The following is a 17,403-nucleotide window of genomic DNA, read 5'->3' as shown; positions in this document are numbered from 1 at the left end:
CCGCCCCTGCTCCCGGAGGTCCCCATGTTGTCTCGCCTGCGCCAGCCCCTGCTCGGCGTCGCGGCGACGGCCGTCGTCATCGTCGTGTCGCTCGTCTTCGTCTCGTTGTTCTCCTGGCCGACGTTCGGGGGCTGGGTGTCGTTCGCGCTCATGTGTGCGATCCCGGTGACCATCGTCATCGGCGCGTTCTGGCGCGGTGCCGTGCCTGCGGCCATCGCCGAGCGGCCGCAGCCGGTGCGAGGGCTGCTCTTCCTCGGCCTTGCCGCCGCGGTGGCCGTGGTCGTCGCCGTGGTCCACCTCGTGACGATCGGCGGCGGGGTGACCCCTCCGGTCCCGATGGTGATCCAGGCGATCATCACCTCGGTCGTGGTGACCTTCTTCCTGGCGATCGTGTGGGGCGGCTGGCCTTGGTCCTTGGTGCGCAACAAGCTGGTGGCCGGGGTCGGGCTGCTCGCGACGGCCTACGTGGTCAACGCCGTGCTCTACTCGGTCCTGTTCAACTACGAGTTCGCCAAGGGGGCGCCGTTCTACCAGCCCTCGCTCGACCCGGGTGGCCTCTTCAACGCGTGGGACGTGACCGTCTTCGCCGTCACCGCGCTCGCGGTCATGTTCCTCTTCCTCCACCTCGACCTGTGGCCGCTGACCCGGTTCGGCTCGGTCATGCGCCAGCCGGTGCTCGGGATCGTGTGGACCCTCGCCACCGTGGTCATCGGTGGCGCGCTGTTCTGGCTCGGGACCCGCGGCCTCGGGATGGCCGCCCCGGTCTTCCTCGTGCGGGTGCCGATCCCGTTCATCTTCGGGTCGGTCATCCTGCTCAACATGCTCCAGGGCTCGCTGTTCCGCGGCATGCGCCAGCCGGTCAAGGGCCTGGTGGGCGCTGCCGCCGCCGCTGTCGCCGGGAGCCTGCTCGCCCTCGGGTACGCGCTGCTCATGCCGCTGGTGACCGGGGAGCTCGGCTCGGGTGCACCCGGGTTCGACGCCGAGCTGTGGCTGGCCAACGCGCTGCTCGCGGTGACCTTCCCGGCCATGGCCTGGGCGGGCGACTTCTTCGGGCTGTGGCCGCTCGCGGCCCGGGGGCCGGCGCCCGAAGCCGGTCGTCAGGCGGAGCCGGTGGCCGTGGACGCCGACCGCGCGTCCTGACGCCATCACCCGCCCCCACTCCTCCGATTCGATGTATCTGCGGGGCGCATGCGTCGCACAGATACATCGAACGGGGTGAGGGTTAGGCTGCGATCGTGCGGCAGTACCTCGATCTCCTCGACCACGTCCTGACCCATGGGCAGGAGAAGTCCGACCGGACGGGCACCGGCACGCTCAGCGTCTTCGGTCACCAGATGCGGTTCGACCTCGCGGACGGCTTCCCGGCCATGACGACCAAGCGGCTGCACCTGCGCTCGATCATCGGCGAGCTGCTGTGGTTCCTCCGGGGTGACACGAACGTGCGCTGGCTGCAGGAGCGTGGGATCACCATCTGGGACGAGTGGGCCGACGCCAAGGGTGACCTCGGCCCGATCTACGGCTACCAGTGGCGGTCCTGGCCGACGCCGGACGGTCGACGCGTCGACCAGATCGCCAGGGTCATCGAGCAGATCCGCACCAACCCGGACAGCCGTCGCCACATCGTGTCGGCCTGGAACGTCGCCGACGTGGACGACATGGCGCTGCCGCCGTGCCACACGATGTTCCAGTTCTACGTCCACCCCGCCACGGAGTCCGGGGGCCCCCGGAGGCTCTCGTGCCAGCTCTACCAGCGCAGCGCCGACATCTTCCTCGGCGTGCCGTTCAACATCGCCAGCTACGCGCTGCTGACCCAGATGATCGCCCAGCTGACCGACCTCGAGCCCGGCGAGTTCGTCCACACGCTCGGCGACGCCCATCTCTACCTCAACCACCTCGACCAGGCCCGGCTCCAGCTCACCCGGACCCCCCACCCGCTGCCCACCATGCGGATCACGCCCGGCAAGAAGGACATCGACGCGTTCGACATCGACGACTTCGTGCTCGAGGACTACGTCGCCGACCCCGGGATCAAGGCGCCGATCGCCGTCTGAGGCTCTCCGGCGAGCCGCCCTTGCTCCTTCGGGGGACCTCCACGCCGAGGCGGAGCCAACCGAGACCTGCCACAGTGGGGTCCATGACGAACGTGACGATGATCGCCGCCGTGGGTCGTAACGGCGTGATCGGCGACGGGTCAACAATGCTCTGGCACATCCCCGAGGACCTCAAGTTCTTCAAGCGCACGACGATGGGCCATCCGATGATCATGGGCCGGCGCACGTTCGAGACGATGGGCGTGCTCCCCGGTCGTCGCAGCATCGTCGTGACCCGCCAGCCCGACTGGGCCCACCCCGGGGTCGAGACCGCCCATTCGCTCGCCGAGGCCCTCAGCCTCGCCGGGCCGGCGGACGAGGTGTTCATCGTGGGCGGGGGAGAGGTCTATCGGGAGGCGATGCCGTATGCCGCTCGGCTCGTCATCACCGAAGTGGACCAGGCACCGGACGGCTCGGTCACCTTCCCTGAGATCGACGGCGAGCAGTGGCAGGAGACCGACCGGGAGGATCGCGACGGCTTCTCGTGGGTGACCTACGCCCGGCGCTGAGAGGCCGCGGCGAGGCACGAAACTTTTCCGCGCGCCGGTGTAACACCTGGCCACGGCCCGCGATGGAAGGAGTGGCGAGGCACTACTCGGACCCCCGAGCGAGTAGTGCCTCGCTCTCTGTCCCCCGCATCCGCGGCGGCATCCCGGGACCGGAGGGGTTGGTGGGCGTGCCGCGGAACGGGACGTGGTCGGGCGCTAACCTTGGCCCATGGCAGACGCACCCAGGCTCGGACGTGTCCTCTCGGCGATGGTGACGCCGATGCGCGCGGACGGATCCGTCGATCTCGACTCGGCCCAGCGGTTGGCCACGCACCTGGTGGACCAGGGGCATGACGGGATCGTCGTGTCCGGGACGACCGGGGAGTCCCCGACGACGACGGCCACGGAGAAGGAGGAGCTGCTCCGCGCCGTCATCGCTGCGGTGGGTGACCGGGCCGTGATCGTCGCCGGCGCCGGCAGCAACGACACGGCCAAGAGCGTCGAGTCGGTCCAGATGGCGGAGAAGGCCGGCGCCCACGCGGTCCTCGCCGTCACGCCCTACTACAACAAGCCGCCGCAGTCGGGCCTGGTCGCGCACTTCCTCGCCCTCGCCGACGCGAGCGACCTGCCGGTCATGGTCTACGACATCCCGGGGCGCTCCGGCATCGCGATCGCCCGCGAGACCTACCTGCGCATCGCCGAGCACGACCGCATCGTGGCAGTGAAGGATGCGCGCGGGGACCTCTGGCTCGCCGGCCAGCTGATGGAGGCCACCGGGCTCGACTGGTACTCCGGTGACGACGCGATGAACCTCGCGCACTTCGTCAACGGCGCGGTGGGGTTCGTCGGAGTGACGTCCCAGACCTGCCCCGCGATCTACCGCCGCTTCGCCGATGCCGTGGTCGAGGGACGCTGGGACGACGCCCGGGGGATCCACCGGTCGCTCCACACCATCGTCGACGCCGTCATGTACGTCACCCAGGGCGCCATCATGGCCAAGGCCGCCCTCGCCGAGCAGGGCCTCATCGGGTCCGCCGCGACCCGGCTGCCCCTCGTCGAGGCGACCGACGAGCAGCGTGGGCTGATCCGCGCGGCCCTGGCGACCATCGCCTGAAGGCACCACCCACCGCACGATGCCCGCATCAGACGGGCCCACCGACAGGAACCCTGTGAGCCATCCTCACCCTGAGCTGACCACCCCGCCACCCCTCCCCGACAACGGCCTCAGGGTCGTTGCCCTGGGCGGACTCGGGGAGATCGGCCGCAACATGACCGTGCTGGAGACGAAGGGGCGGCTGCTCATCGTCGACTGCGGCGTGCTCTTCCCCGAGGACCACCACCCGGGCGTCGACCTCATCCTCCCCGACTTCTCGTACCTCCAGGACCGTCTCGACGACGTCGAGGCCATCGTCCTCACCCACGGTCACGAGGACCACATCGGGGCCGTCCCCTACCTGCTGCGGCTCAAGGGCGACATCCCGCTCATCGGCTCCACCCTGACGCTCGCGCTCGTCGAGGCCAAGCTCAAGGAGCACCGGATCCGGCCCTTCACGCTGGCCGTCAAGGAGGGCCAGCGCGAGCGCGTCGGCGCTTTCGACCTCGAGTTCGTCGCGGTGAACCACTCGATCCCGGACGCGCTCGCGGTCTTCGTCCGCACCGAGGCCGGGACCTTGCTGCACACCGGTGACTTCAAGATGGACCAGCTGCCCCTCGACGGCAGGATCACCGACCTGCGCGCCTTCGCCCGGCTGGGGCAGGAGGGTGTCGACCTCTTCCTCACCGACTCGACGAACGCCGACATGCCCGGCTTCACCACGCCCGAGCTCGAGATCGCCCCGGCCATCGACAAGGTGTTCCGGCACGCCCAGCGGCGCATCATCGTCGCCTGCTTCAGCAGCCACGTCCACCGGGTCCAGCAGGTCCTCGACGCCGCCGCGAAGGCCGGCCGCAAGGTCGCGTTCGTCGGCCGCTCGATGGTTCGCAACATGGGCATCGCCGCGGAGCTCGGCTACCTGCACGTCCCCGAAGGCATCCTCATCGACCTCAAGCGGATCGGGGACCTGCCCGACAACGAGCTGGTCCTCATCAGCACCGGTTCCCAGGGCGAGCCGATGGCGGCGCTGTCCCGGATGGCCAACGGGGAGCACCGGATCAACGTCGGGCCCGGTGACACGGTCCTGCTCGCGAGCAGCCTCATTCCCGGCAACGAGAACGCCGTCTACCGCGTCATCAACGGCCTGATGCGCCTCGGCGCCAACGTCGTGCACAAGGGCAACGCCAAGGTTCACGTGTCGGGCCACGCGAGCGCCGGTGAGCTGCTCTACTGCTACAACATCGTCAAGCCGCGCAACGTCATGCCCGTGCACGGCGAGTGGCGGCACATGTTCGCCAACGCCCAGCTCGCCATCCAGACCGGCGTCCCGGAGCGCAACGTCGTGCTCGCCGAGGACGGCGTCGTCGTCGACCTCGTCGACGGGCACGCCCGGATCACCGGCGTCGTCGACTGCGGCTACATCTACGTCGACGGGACCAACATCGGCGGCACCGACGAGGCCCTGCTCAAGGACCGTCGGATCCTTCGGGACGAGGGCTTCATCACCTGCATCGTCGTGCTCGACGCGGCCACCGGCAAGATCGCCTCCGGGCCCGAGATCACGGCGCGTGGCTTCGTCGAGAGCGAGGAGATCTTCCAGCAGGTGATCCCGAAGGTCGAGCGGGCCATCGAGGAGGCCGTCGCCAACGGCGTCCGCGATGACCAGCAGCTCCAGCAGGTGATCCGCCGCGCCGTGGGGTCCTGGGTGGGTGGCAAGATCCGTCGCCGGCCGATGATCATCCCTGTCGTGCTCCAGGCGTGACCGAGACCGCGAGACGGCGACCGGGTCGGCCCACGCCAGGGTGGCTCGGCCGGTCCCGGCCGGCCGGGCCCGACCTCCTCATCGCCCTGGTGCTCGTCGTTCTCGGTGTCGTCGGCGGAGCCCGCTGGCTCGACTCGACCTGGCAGCCGGTGGTGGTTCTCCAGACCGCCGGCCCGTTGGTCGCCCTCGGCCTGCTCGGTCTCCTCGGCGTCACCGCCCTGCTCCGGCGGTGGTGGATGCTCCTCCCCGTCGGCGCGGCGGTCGCGGTGGCTGCGTCCATCGCGCTGCCGAGCTGGTTCGCCGAGACGTCACCCGACGCACCGCTGGACCTCACGGTGATGGCGGTCAACCTGTCGTTCGGCCGCGCTGACGCCGAGCAGGTCGCGGACGCGGTCCGGGCCGAGGCGGTTGACGTGCTCGTCGCCACCGAGGTGACGCCGGAGGCGCTGGCTGCCCTCGACGAGGCGGGTCTCGACCAGTGGTTCATCGAGGAGGTCGGGGAGACACGGCCGGAGTCGTACACCGGCACCATGGTCTTCTCCCGGTTCCCGGCGACGGAGACCACCGGCGAGGACCCGGTCGACGCGCACACCCCGAGCCTGCAGCCGGAAGTCGTCGTCGACGTCACCGGTACGGCCGTGCGGGTGAAGGCCGTCCACGTGCCCGCCCCCCTCGCCGGCGACACCGTCGAGTGGCGCGCTGCGCTCCGGGCGCTCGCGACGTGGCGGGACCGCCAGGAAGGCAGCGAGCCCGTCCTCCTGGCGGGCGACTTCAACGCCAGTCGAGGTCACCCCGCGTTCCGGCACACCGCCGAAGGTTTCGACGACGCCCACCAGGTGGCCGGGCTCGGCTGGGTCCGCACCTGGCCGTTCGTCGGCCAGCGGGTCCCGCCCTACATCCAGCTCGACCACCTGCTGAGCCGGGGGCTGACGGTCGTGGAGGCAGGATCCACCGCGATCCACGGGACTGACCATGCCATCGTGTGGGCCACGTATGCGCTCCCCGAGACCGAGTCCACCACTCCCTGACTCGCACTCCCTGACTCGCACTCCCTGACTCGCACTCGTGCCGCGGGCTCTGACAGCGGGCCCCGGACCTCGGCCACGTCACCAGGGGCGGACGACCTCACGGTCGCGCGGGTCGTCGCCGTCGACCACCCAGCCGGAGTCAGCGCGAGTCCACGCGGCGGCCGGTCCGGCCTCGACGAGCTCACGCAGGCCGCCGATGAGACGGTCCACGCCCTCCTTCGTCGAACCGAGACCGATGCTGGCCCGGACCGCGGTCTCGTGCTCCCCGGTGCCGGAGAGCAGGTCGTCGACGAGCAGGTGGGCGCAGAACCGGCCGTCCCGGACCCCGACCCCGTGCTCCACCGAGAGCACCTGGGAGACCAGTGAGGCCTCGAACCCTCGCACCGTGAAGGCCACCACCCCGACGCGGTCGTGCCGCTCGTCGAAGATCGACAGCTCGTCCACGCCGTCGATCGTGCTCAGGCCGTCACGAAGTCGGGAGAGCAGCCGGGACTCGTGCTCCTCGATGGCGACCCGGTGGGCGGCGATCGTCGCGCACGCGGCCGCCAGGGCGATGGCGCCGATGACGTTGGGGCTGCCGCCCTCGTGCCGGGCCGCACCGGTCGCCCAGGTCGTGTCGCCTGCGGCGACGACACGGGTCGCGCCACCGCCGCGCAGGTAGGGGTCGCCCCCGTCGAGCCAGTCCGACCGGCCGGCGAGGACGCCGGTGCCGAACGGCGCGTAGGTCTTGTGCCCGGAGAAGGCGAGGTAGTCCACGTCCCACGCGGCGACGTCGATCCGACGGTGCGCCGACAGCTGCGCGGCGTCGACGGCGATGCGGGCGCCGTGCTCGTGGGCCAGTCGCGCGAAGTCCTCGACCGGCCAGATCTCGCCGGTGACGTTCGACGCCCCGGTGATGACGACGAGCCGGTGCGCCGCGTGCTGTCCGCCGGACCGCGCGGCCAGCTCGTCCGCCAGGAGTGCCCGGGCCTCGGCGACACTGTGCGGAACGGGGAGACGGACCGTGCGGAGGTCGCCCCACGGTAGGAGGGTGGAGTGGTGCTCGGAGGCGAAGACGAAGACGGTGGTGTCCGCCGGGAGCGCCGCGGACAGCACGGCCCACGAGTCCGTCGTCGTCCGCGTGAAGATGACGGCGTCGTCGGAGCGGGCGCCGACGAAGGCGGCCACCTCGGCCCGAGCCTGCTCGTACCAGGCGCTGGTGAGACGCGACGCGTAGCCGGCGCCCCGGTGGACCGAGGCGTACGTCTCCAGGGCGCGGTCGACGGCCTCCTTGACGGCCACGAGGGCAGGAGTGGAGGCGGCGTGGTCCAGGTTCGCGTAGGGCGTGGGGCCGGAGAGGGTGGGCACGACGAGCCCGGCCCCGACGACGCGGGGCAGCTCTGAAGCGACGGTGCCGGCGGTTCGGCTCCGGGTCGTCAAGCCGTGCGGTGTCCCGCCGCCGCACGGTGCGGCGCCGGGGGTCCCGTCTGCGCCGGGGTGGAATCCGGAAACGGTTCGGGGGAGGACTGACATGGCCTGCTCCTGGGTCGGGGGACCCACCGGGTGCAGGTCCGCGCTTGCCGCACCTCGTCACCACGAACGTGGCGAGGGCGGCCTGGTCGTCACCCGGAGCACCCCACCGCGGAGGAGGGTTGCTGGCCAGCGAGCCGGGGCTTGACGCTGGCGCTCATGACCTGCCACGAAGATAGGGAGCCCGCCGTCGCCGTGTCCACCCGACGGGTGGAGCGTGTCGTCATCTGGGACGTATGCCGCTGGGCCGGCTCACGCTCGAACCCTTCCATGGTGGTGGGATCCACCCCAAATGGCCGTGTTGCGCGTGTGACGCGTGAGTTCGGTGGGTCAGTGTCGTACGGTGCGAACATGGCGACACGTCGGTCCAGCAGCGCGCGCCCCAGTTCGTCCACGACGACGCGGGGAGCGTCTGACGCGGGCGCCTCGTCCGCCGGTCGGGCCAGGGCGGCCGCGCGCCCCGCCGCGGGCCGAGGGGGCGCTCGCAGCACGACGCGTCCGGCCCCCCGCGGCAAGGCGAAGGGCGGCGGGCTGCCGCTGCCCATCCGGGCGGTGCGCAACACGTGGATGGGCGTCTCCCACGTCGCCGGGGGAGCGGTGCGCCGGGTCGGCGCGAGCGCGCGCGACCTCGAGCCCGAGCACCGCCGGGACGGTGTGGGGTTCGGGCTCATCGCGCTCGCCATCGTCGTCGCCGCCCGGGAGTGGTGGGGCGTCCGTGGCGTCTTCGGCGACGCGGTCCATGCCGTGGTCGCGGGGACGTTCGGCCGCATCGCCTACGCCGTCCCCCTCGTCCTGCTCCTGCTCGGGCTGCGCGTGCTGCGCTCACCCGAGGACGAGGCGGCGACGAACCGCATCATCGTCGGCACCGTGGCCCTGACGTTCGCCGCCTGCGGGCTCGCGCACCTCAGCGACGGCATCCCCAACCCTCCTGACGGCGCCGAGGGCATGCGCGCCGCGGGCGGCATCATCGGCTTCCTCGCCTCGAGCCCGCTCGACGCTGCGGTGTCACGGTACGGCGCGCTGGCCATCCTCATCCTGCTCGGAACCTTCGGGCTGCTCGTGATCACAGCGACTCCCGTCAACCACATCCCGCACCGGCTGCGTCAGCTGCGCGCTCTCGTGCTGCATCGCCCACTCGAAGCGGACAGCGCCGACGGGGCCGGGGACGCCGCGGGCACCGGGCCGGCGAAACGCAGCCGGCGCAAGGCGGTCGACCTCAGCGAGCGCGACGGGGACGAGGCCTTCCGGCAGGCGGCGACCAAGGGCGCCGAGGACGAGCCCACCCTGGGTCTGCGTCCCGGTGAGAAGCGGCCCACCGCCCCCGGGGTCCTCGCTCCTCGCCCGGCCGGCTCGTCCAGCAGCACCCAGGCGATCGATCCCCGGTCGCCCGGTGCACCGGACCCGTCCAAGGTCGGGCCCAAGCCGGAGCTCGTCCCGCCCCCCACCTCGCCGATCCCGTCGCGGGTCGAGCAGCTCTCGCTCGAGGGAAACGTCACCTACCACCTGCCGGACCACGCGTTGCTCGCGCACGGGGCGCCGCACAAGACCCGGAGCCACACCAACGACAAGGTCGTGGAGTCGCTGACGCACGTCTTCGACCAGTTCGACATCGACGCAGCCGTCACGGGGTTCACCCGCGGCCCGACGGTGACCCGCTACGAGGTCGAGCTCGGCTCGGGCACCAAGGTGGAGCGGGTCACGGCCCTCTCCAAGAACATCGCCTACGCCGTGGCGTCGGCCGACGTCCGCATCCTCAGCCCGATCCCCGGCAAGAGCGCCATCGGGATCGAGATCCCCAACGCGGACCGCGAGAACGTCGCGCTCGGCGACGTCCTTCGCAGCCAGACGGCTCGCAACAACGAGCACCCGATGGTCATGGGTGTCGGCAAGGACGTCGAGGGCGCCTACGTCATCGCCAACCTGGCCAAGATGCCGCACCTGCTCGTGGCCGGGGCCACCGGCTCCGGCAAGTCGAGCTTCGTCAACTCGATGATCACCTCGATCCTCATGCGTTCGACGCCCGAGGAGGTCCGGCTCATCCTCGTCGACCCCAAGCGGGTCGAGCTGACCGCCTACGAGGGGATCCCGCACCTCATCACGCCGATCATCACCAACCCGAAGAAGGCGGCCGAGGCCCTCGCCTGGGTGGTCAAGGAGATGGACCAGCGCTACGACGACCTCGCCGCGTTCGGGTTCAAGCACGTCGACGACTTCAACAAGGCGGTCCGGGCCGGCAAGGTCAAGCCGCTGCCCGGCTCGGAGCGGCAGCTGACCACCTACCCCTACCTGCTCGTCGTCGTCGACGAGCTCGCGGACCTGATGATGGTGGCCCCTCGAGACGTCGAGGAGTCCGTGGTCCGCATCACCCAGCTCGCCCGGGCCGCCGGCATCCACCTCGTCCTCGCGACGCAGCGTCCGTCGGTCGACGTCGTGACCGGCCTCATCAAGGCCAACGTCCCCTCCCGGATGGCGTTCGCGACGAGCTCGCTGGCCGACTCGCGGGTCGTCCTGGACCAGCCCGGCGCCGAGAAGCTCATCGGGCAGGGCGACGCGCTCTTCCTGCCGATGGGAGCGAGCAAGCCGATGCGCGTCCAGGGCGCCTGGGTCAACGAGTCGGAGATCCACGAGGTCGTCAAGTTCGTCACGACCCAGCTCAAGCCGAACTACGTCGAGAACGTCACCGTCGCGCAGCCGAAGAAGCAGATCGACGACGACATCGGCGACGACCTCGACGTCCTGCTCCAGGCCACCGAGCTCGTCGTCACGACCCAGTTCGGGTCGACCTCCATGCTGCAACGCAAGCTCAGGGTCGGCTTCGCCAAGGCGGGGCGGCTCATGGACCTGCTCGAGTCACGCGGGGTCGTCGGTCCGAGCGAGGGGTCGAAGGCCCGGGACGTGCTGGTCCGGCCCGACGACCTCGAGCAGACCCTGGCCCTGCTCCGTGGCGAGGACGTCCCACACCCCAACGAACCCAACGAACCCAACGAACCCAGTGAACCCACCGAGCCCACCGAGCCCACCCGCGCCGACGACCCCGACCGCGCTGTCGGGCCCACGTCCGGGTTCGATGCGGTCTTCGAGCCGGTCGAGGAGCCCGCGCCGTTCAGCGCCGACCCGACCATCGTCGAAGAACCCGTTGACGCCGCAGCGAGCCCAGCGGCATACGGCGAGGTCCTGCCCCCCGGGCAGCCGGTGCGGACCGCAGCCATCGTCGCCCAGCGCGGCGAACGCCGCGCGCACGGAGACGACCTCGACGACACGACCGCCGTGCCCGTCGCCGCGTGGCAGCCGGGTGACCTCACGCCCGTCGCCACGGAGGACGACGAGGACTCGGAGGACGCATGGCAGCTGACGGACCGGCCGGGGGAGCGCTGGTGACCTCGCCGTTGCGGGGACGACTGGCCCTACGCGGGTAAGGTCCCGAGCGTGACTGCATCGCTGGAGCTGTGGCCGTCGTCCCCGCGCCGGGCCGGACCCCCGAGGCGCCTGGACCGGTGGCGGCGCACCGTCGTCGAGACCCCGTCCGGCGTCCTGCTCGTCGTCCAGCTGCTCGCCCTGGTGTTCTACCCGTTCCTCCAGACGCTGGAGCTGGGCGAGTTCCAGCAGGCCGGCCACGCAGCCTTCGGCCTCGTCGGTCTGCTCGTGCTCTTCCTCGCCGTGCGGGCGGTGCGCGCCACCCCGGCGCTGACCTGGGTGTCAATCCTCCTCGGTGGGCCTGTTGTTGTCATGACCATCGCCGAGTCGACCTGGCCGGAGAACGACATCCTGGTGTTCTGGTCCGCGCTGCTCCACGCCGCGTTCTACTTCTACACGGGCTACGCGCTCCTGCGGTACATGTTCGCGGACAACTGGGTCACCCGAGACGAGCTGCTCGCAACGGGAGCGACGTTCACCGTGCTCGCCTGGGCCTACGCCTACCTCTACCTGGCGATCCAGTTCATCTGGCCGAACTCCTTCATCATCTATGGCGAGGACCTCGCCGGGACGCGGACCTGGTACGAGCTGCTCTACCTCTCCATCGCCAACATGACCGGCACCGGCCTCTCCGACATCTACGCGATCACCCCACACCCCCGGTCGTTCGTGCTGCTCCAGCAGATCACCGGGATGCTCTACGTCGCCCTCGTCGTGGCCCGCCTCGTCGGGCTGACCATCGCCCGGTTCCGGCAGCAAGGCTGAGCCCGGCTCACGCCCGCAGCGAGCCGTCGAGCTCCTCGATCGTCCGGAGGCTCGGCGCGCGGGTGGTCTGCAGGTCCCGGGCGACGGACTCGACGTCCCGCATGACGCGCAGCGTGTTGCCCCGCACCAGCCGGGCGATGTCCCAGTCCGACCACTTCCGCTCGACGAGGGCCGCGACGAGGTGGGGGTAGCCGCTGACGTCCTCGAGCCCGGTCGGATAGGTGTCGGTCCCGTCGTAGTCACCGCCGATGCCGACGTGGTCGATCCCGGCGACGTCGCGGACGTGCTCGAGGTGAGCCACGACGTCGGCGATCGTCGCGGCCGGCTTCGGGTGGTCCATCACGTGGCCGGCGGTGAACCGCTTGAACTCGACCCAGTCCTTGGCGTCCACCCCCGCCGCAGCCGCCGCCGCGGCGGCCTCGACCCGCCACTCGGCGACGGCGGGGGAGACGAAGTCGGGGACGAAGGTCACCATGCAGACGCCGCCGCCGTCCCGCAGCCGCTCCAGCACGTCGTCAGGCACGTTGCGGGGGGTGTCACAGACCGCCCGGGCCGAGGAGTGGCTGAAGATCACCGGCGCCGTGCTCTCGTCGAGGGCCGCGCGCATCGTCGACGGCGCCACGTGGCTGAGGTCGACCATCATGCCGAGCCGGTTCATCTCGCGGACGACCTCGCGCCCGAACTCCGTCAGGCCGCCCACGGCCGGCACGTCGGTCGCCGAGTCGGCCCACGGGACGTTGTCGTTGTGGGTCAGGGTCAGGTAGCGGACACCGAGGAGGTGGAGCGCGCGCAACGTCGCCAAGGAGCTGCCGATCGAGTGCCCGCCCTCGGCCCCGAGCAGGGAGGCGATACGGCCTTGCGACCTCGCCACGTCGACGTCCTCCGCGGTCCGTGCGAGAGCGAGCTCAGCGGCATACGTCGCGATCATCCGGTGGACCCCGTCCACCTGCTCCAGCGTCGCGGTCACCGCGGCGTCGCCCTGGAGCGTGCTCGGCACGAAGACGGACCAGAACTGGCCGCCCACCCCACCCGCGGCGAGGCGGGGGAGGTCGGTCACCGTCGTGCCGACCCGAGAGCGCAGGTCGAGGCGGTCGAAGTCGTAGCCGACCTGCACCCTCGCCTCCCAGGGCAGGTCGTTGTGGCCGTCCACGAGAGGGTGCTCGGTGAGCAGGGCGAGCGCATGGGCCAGGGCGTCGGGCATTCAGTCATTGAACACCGCCCCCTCTAGAGTGGGTCGCATGACCCCACCCCCACCGACTGCGACCCGCAGCGTCGCCCTGGTCACCCTGGGGTGCACCCGCAACGAGGTCGACTCGGAGGAGCTGGCCGGCCGGCTCCAGGCGGAGGGGTGGACCCTCGTCGAGGACGCCGCCGAGGCGGACGTCGCCGTCGTCAACACGTGCGGCTTCGTCGAGCAGGCCAAGAAGGACTCGATCGACGCGCTGCTCGAGGCCTCCGACCTCAAGGCGGACGGCCGCACGAGGGCCGTCGTCGCGGTGGGGTGCCTGGCGGAGCGCTACGGCAAGGACCTCGCGGAGCAGCTGCCGGAGGCCGACGCCGTGCTCGGCTTCGACTCCTACCAGGACATGTCGAGCCACCTCCAGACCATCCTCGGCGGGGGCCACGTGCCCAGCCACACCCCGGGGGACCGGCGGCGGCTCCTCCCGCTGACCCCCTCGGCGCGCCCGGCGGAGGCCGTGAGGGTCGCCCTCCCCGGACACGGGGACCACCCCGAGCCGTATGCCGCTGGGCCCGGTCCCGCTCCCGCCAGCGGTCCCCGCGTGGTGCGGGCCCGTCTGGACGGGCGGCCCTGGGCGCCGCTCAAGATCGCGTCCGGGTGCGACCGTCGCTGCTCCTTCTGCGCCATCCCGATGTTCCGCGGGGCGTTCGTCTCCCGCCGGCCGGCCGACGTCATCGCCGAGGCGCGGTGGCTCGCCGGCCAGGGGGTCAAGGAGCTGTTCCTCGTCTCGGAGAACTCCACCTCCTACGGCAAGGACCTCGGAGACCTCGGCCTGCTCGAGAAGCTCCTGCCCGAGCTGACCGCGGTCGAGGGCATCGAGCGGGTTCGGGTCAGCTACCTGCAGCCCGCCGAGATCCGGCCCGGACTGCTCGACGCCATGGCAGGCACGCCGGGAGTCGTTCCGTACTACGACATCTCCTTCCAGCACGCCTCGGAGCCGGTGTTGCGACGGATGCGCCGATTCGGCTCGCGCGCGGCCTTCCTCGACCTCGTCGCGAGAGTCCGAGCCAGTGCCCCGGAGGCCGGCATCCGGTGCAACGTCATCGTCGGCTTCCCCGGGGAGACCGAGGCCGACGTCGCGGAGCTGGAGGCGTTCCTCACCGAGGCCCGCCTCGACGTCGTCGGGGTCTTCGGCTACTCCGACGAGGACGGCACCGAGGCAGAGGGCCACGGCGAGAAGGTGGCTGCTGACGTCATCGCCGACCGCTTGGAGCGCCTGACCCGGCTGGTCGAGGAGCTCACGGCCCAGCGGGCCGAGGAACGCATCGGCGACCTCGTCGAGGTGCTCGTGGAGGAGATCGACGAGGATGACGGACGGCTCGTCGGACGCGCGGCCTTCCAGGGCCCGGACGTCGACGGCGTCACCTACATCGAGCCGACGCCGGGGCGGCCGACGGTGGTGGGTGATCTCGTCTCCGCTGTCGTCGTGGCCACCGAGGGTATCGACCTCGTGGCGGAGCCGGCATGACGGAGCCGCTGCTGCCGCACGGCGAGGGCCCCTCACCGCGCCCGACCGACTGGAACGTCCCGAACGCCCTGACCGTGCTGCGCTTCCTCCTCGTGCCCGTCTACGCCCTGGTGCTCTTCTACGACGGCGGTACGCACCCGTGGTGGCGCTTCTGGGCCTTCGTCGTCTTCGTGCTCGCGGCCGTGACGGACGGCATCGACGGTCGCCTCGCCCGGCGCAACGGCCAGATCACGAACTTCGGCAAGGTGGCCGACCCGATCGCGGACAAGGCCCTGACCGGCACCGCGTTCATCGGCCTGTCGGTGCTCGGCCTCATCTGGTGGTGGGTCACCATCGTCATCCTCGTCCGCGAGATCGGGATCACCCTCCTGCGCTTCATCGTCATCCGGCACGGGGTCATGCCTGCCGGTCGAGGCGGCAAGCTCAAGACGATGCTCCAGACCTTCGCCCTCGGTGCGCTCACCCTGCCGCTCTGGTCCTTCCCCCTCGCCGAGGTCTGGACCTGGCTGGCGCACGGCGTGCTCGCCGCGGCGCTGGTCGTCACCGTGGTCTCCGGGGTCGACTACGTCTTCCAGGCGATGCACCTGCGAGAGAACAGCGAGCGCACCCGGGTCCGGCGCGAGCACCGGGCGGCGCGACGGTCGGGTGGTCTGCCGTGAGGTCGCGGTGACGGTGCCCCCGGTCGCCGCCCATGTCGGGGCCGACAGCGACTCCGGCACTCTCTCAGCCCGGCTCGTCGCGCACCTCACCGCCGCGGGGGAGACCATCGCGGCCGCCGAGTCGCTCACGGCCGGGCTGGTCGCGGCGACGGTCGCCGACACCCCGGGAGCGTCGCTGGTCCTTCGCGGCGCAGTGGTGGCCTACGCCGCCGACCTCAAGGTCGAGCTCCTCGGGGTCCCGGGGTCCCTCGTTGACGAGGCTGGCACGGTCGACCCCCGCGTCGCACGCGCCATGGCCGAAGGGGTGCGCGACCGGCTGGGGGCCACCTGGGGCGTCTCGACGACGGGGGTGGCCGGCCCCGGACCGGCAGAGGGCAAGCCGGCCGGGACGGTCCACGTCGCAGTCGCCGGCCCGGCGGGAACAGTGACCCGCGCGCTGCGGTTGAACGGTGGGCGCCCACAGGTGCGGGCGGCTGCGACCGAGGCGGCGCTCACCCTCGCGCTCGACGTGATGACCGGGAACGCCAAACCCCTGCGACCTCCCGAGAGCCACGGGGTACGGTAGGAGCAGAGACACACCCAGAGCGTGACCCCAGACACGGCTACCGAAGGAGGACGGCATGGCCCTGTTGCGACGTGAGCTCGGAGATGTTCTCCGGGAGCGTCGGCGCGCACAGGGGCGCACCCTTCGCGAGGTCTCGGCTTCCGCGTCCGTGTCCCTCGGCTACCTGAGTGAGGTCGAGCGGGGCGAGAAGGAGGCATCCTCCGAGCTGCTCGCCTCCATCTGTGGCGCACTCGAGCTGCCGCTGTCCCAGGTTCTCATCGACGTCTCGAGCCGGATGGCCGAGTCCGAGGGCCTGGCCCCCACGGTGACGCTGCGGGTCCCGTCCGAGGACGTCGTCGCCGCCTCCGCTGCCTGAGTCGACCGGTCCCAGCTGGTCTGCGTACACATCCGGGGAGCCGTTCCCCTTCCATGGGTGCGAGACTCGGCCTGTGCGGATGAGCCACTTCTGGACCTTGATGAACGACGAGTTCGGTGCCGACTACGCCGCCACCCTGGCGCGGGACCACGTCCTCGGAGCCCTGGACGGGCGTACCGTCCTCGAGGCTCTGGAGCAGGGCGAGCCACCCCGGGAGGTCTGGGAGGCGCTCTGTGACGACATGGACGTCCCGTCGGCGCGGCGGCTGGGGCACCACACCCGGGTCGCCCGAGGTGCCCAAGGGGGGCAGCTGGGAGGAAAACGGTGACGGGTGGGTTCACGCGGACGAGCCCAGCGGCATACGGCATCGAGATCCTGCGCGGCGACATCACGACCGACGCCGAGGCCGACGCCATCGTCAACGCGGCCAACGCGACACTGCTGGGTGGGGGCGGCGTCGACGGCGCCATCCACCGGGCGGCCGGCCCGGGGCTGCTCGCGGAGTGTCGACGGCTCGGAGGGTGCGCCACCGGGGACGCGAAGCTCACCGGGGCGGGGCGGCTGCCGGCGCGTCACGTCATCCACGCAGTCGGGCCCGTGTGGCGCGGCGGAGGGGCGGGGGAAGCCGCCCTCCTCGCGTCCTGCTACCGGCGGAGCGTCGAGCTGGCCGCCGAGGCCCGGTGCGCCGTCGTGGCGTTTCCGGCGATCTCCTGCGGCATCTACGGCTACCCGGTGGAGCTGGCGGCACCGATCGCGATCCGGACCGTGGCAGCGACGATGGAGGAGTGTCCCGGCGTCGGGCGTGCGAGGTTCTGGCTCTTCAGCGACGGGACGCAGGCCGCCTTCGCCCGGGCCCTGGAGCAGGTCCGGCAGGAGAGCTGAGCAGCCCGGGAAGGAAACCCCGGCGTGTCGGCGACCCGGAGCCCCGGCGTCGAACACGTGTTCGGTACGGTGTCCACAGGTGCAG

Annotated in this window: 16 protein-coding genes and 1 riboswitch; of the genes, 14 read left to right on the top strand and 2 right to left on the bottom strand. The window is 71.4% G+C overall.

All coding sequences use genetic code 11. The annotated features are described in order from the left end of the window. The first annotated feature begins 24 nt into the window (after positions 1 to 24). From INTCA_RS11090 to INTCA_RS11065, 6 genes are all read left to right on the top strand, one after another. Positions 25 to 1,140, top strand: coding sequence for a hypothetical protein (locus tag INTCA_RS11090; RefSeq protein ID WP_013493010.1), 1,116 nt, complete (start codon positions 25 to 27; stop codon positions 1,138 to 1,140). A gap of 95 nt (positions 1,141 to 1,235) precedes the next feature. Further along, the gene (locus tag INTCA_RS11085; protein ID WP_013493009.1) at positions 1,236 to 2,051 is read left to right on the top strand and encodes a thymidylate synthase; all 816 of its coding nucleotides are present in this window, start codon (positions 1,236 to 1,238) and stop codon (positions 2,049 to 2,051) included. Positions 2,052 to 2,134: 83 nt separating this feature from the next. Continuing rightward, complete coding sequence (locus INTCA_RS11080) at positions 2,135 to 2,599, top strand: dihydrofolate reductase (protein ID WP_013493008.1); 465 nt, start codon at positions 2,135 to 2,137, stop codon at positions 2,597 to 2,599. Positions 2,600 to 2,807: 208 nt separating this feature from the next. Beyond that, positions 2,808 to 3,692 (top strand): 4-hydroxy-tetrahydrodipicolinate synthase, encoded by an 885-nt coding sequence (dapA, locus tag INTCA_RS11075; RefSeq protein WP_013493007.1) that lies wholly within the window; start codon positions 2,808 to 2,810, stop codon positions 3,690 to 3,692. Between the two features lie 55 nt (positions 3,693 to 3,747). Further along, entirely contained in the window at positions 3,748 to 5,433 is a 1,686-nt protein-coding gene (locus INTCA_RS11070; protein ID WP_013493006.1) for a ribonuclease J, read from the top strand. Then, the gene (locus INTCA_RS11065; RefSeq protein ID WP_013493005.1) at positions 5,430 to 6,461 is read left to right on the top strand and encodes an endonuclease/exonuclease/phosphatase family protein; all 1,032 of its coding nucleotides are present in this window, start codon (positions 5,430 to 5,432) and stop codon (positions 6,459 to 6,461) included. Before INTCA_RS11070 ends, INTCA_RS11065 begins: the two co-directional genes overlap by 4 nt. A gap of 78 nt (positions 6,462 to 6,539) precedes the next feature. Here INTCA_RS11065 and INTCA_RS11060 read toward each other — a convergent pair whose 3' ends face one another. Beyond that, positions 6,540 to 7,973: an aminotransferase class V-fold PLP-dependent enzyme gene (locus INTCA_RS11060; RefSeq protein ID WP_013493004.1), complete on the bottom strand. Its 1,434-nt coding sequence runs from the start codon at positions 7,971 to 7,973 to the stop codon at positions 6,540 to 6,542. A gap of 35 nt (positions 7,974 to 8,008) precedes the next feature. Continuing rightward, positions 8,009 to 8,135: riboswitch (SAM riboswitch) on the bottom strand. Between the two features lie 186 nt (positions 8,136 to 8,321). On the opposite strand from INTCA_RS11060, the gene INTCA_RS19560 reads away from it, so the two are divergent. Further along, positions 8,322 to 11,348, top strand: coding sequence for a DNA translocase FtsK (locus INTCA_RS19560; protein WP_052338118.1), 3,027 nt, complete (start codon positions 8,322 to 8,324; stop codon positions 11,346 to 11,348). 48 nt (positions 11,349 to 11,396) lie between these two features. Then, on the top strand, positions 11,397 to 12,149 hold the full coding sequence (locus INTCA_RS11045; protein WP_013493002.1) for a hypothetical protein: 753 nt from the start codon (positions 11,397 to 11,399) through the stop codon (positions 12,147 to 12,149). 7 nt (positions 12,150 to 12,156) lie between these two features. Here the strand turns inward: INTCA_RS11045 and INTCA_RS11040 are convergent, their stop codons facing one another. Next, positions 12,157 to 13,350, bottom strand: coding sequence for a dipeptidase (locus INTCA_RS11040; protein WP_013493001.1), 1,194 nt, complete (start codon positions 13,348 to 13,350; stop codon positions 12,157 to 12,159). A 37-nt stretch (positions 13,351 to 13,387) separates the two neighbouring features. Between INTCA_RS11040 and rimO the strand changes: the two genes are divergently transcribed. The 6 genes from rimO (at position 13,388) to INTCA_RS11010 (ending at position 17,318) form a co-directional block, all read left to right on the top strand. Beyond that, on the top strand, positions 13,388 to 14,857 hold the full coding sequence (gene rimO / locus INTCA_RS11035) for a 30S ribosomal protein S12 methylthiotransferase RimO (RefSeq protein ID WP_013493000.1): 1,470 nt from the start codon (positions 13,388 to 13,390) through the stop codon (positions 14,855 to 14,857). After that, on the top strand, positions 14,854 to 15,516 hold the full coding sequence (gene pgsA, locus INTCA_RS11030; protein WP_013492999.1) for a CDP-diacylglycerol--glycerol-3-phosphate 3-phosphatidyltransferase: 663 nt from the start codon (positions 14,854 to 14,856) through the stop codon (positions 15,514 to 15,516). Before rimO ends, pgsA begins: the two co-directional genes overlap by 4 nt. Positions 15,517 to 15,523: 7 nt before the next feature. After that, positions 15,524 to 16,081: a CinA family protein gene (locus INTCA_RS11025; protein WP_013492998.1), complete on the top strand. Its 558-nt coding sequence runs from the start codon at positions 15,524 to 15,526 to the stop codon at positions 16,079 to 16,081. A gap of 55 nt (positions 16,082 to 16,136) precedes the next feature. Then, positions 16,137 to 16,436 (top strand): helix-turn-helix domain-containing protein, encoded by a 300-nt coding sequence (locus INTCA_RS11020; RefSeq protein WP_013492997.1) that lies wholly within the window; start codon positions 16,137 to 16,139, stop codon positions 16,434 to 16,436. A 79-nt stretch (positions 16,437 to 16,515) separates the two neighbouring features. Beyond that, positions 16,516 to 16,764, top strand: a complete 249-nt coding sequence (locus INTCA_RS11015; RefSeq protein ID WP_013492996.1) for a DUF3046 domain-containing protein — start codon at positions 16,516 to 16,518, stop codon at positions 16,762 to 16,764. Continuing rightward, positions 16,761 to 17,318, top strand: coding sequence for an O-acetyl-ADP-ribose deacetylase (locus INTCA_RS11010; protein WP_013492995.1), 558 nt, complete (start codon positions 16,761 to 16,763; stop codon positions 17,316 to 17,318). Before INTCA_RS11015 ends, INTCA_RS11010 begins: the two co-directional genes overlap by 4 nt. Positions 17,319 to 17,403: the final 85 nt, after the last annotated feature.

It is taken from the genome of Intrasporangium calvum DSM 43043, assembly GCF_000184685.1.
Taxonomy (GTDB): domain Bacteria; phylum Actinomycetota; class Actinomycetes; order Actinomycetales; family Dermatophilaceae; genus Intrasporangium; species Intrasporangium calvum.
This window is presented reverse-complemented; position numbering and strand designations above follow the sequence as displayed.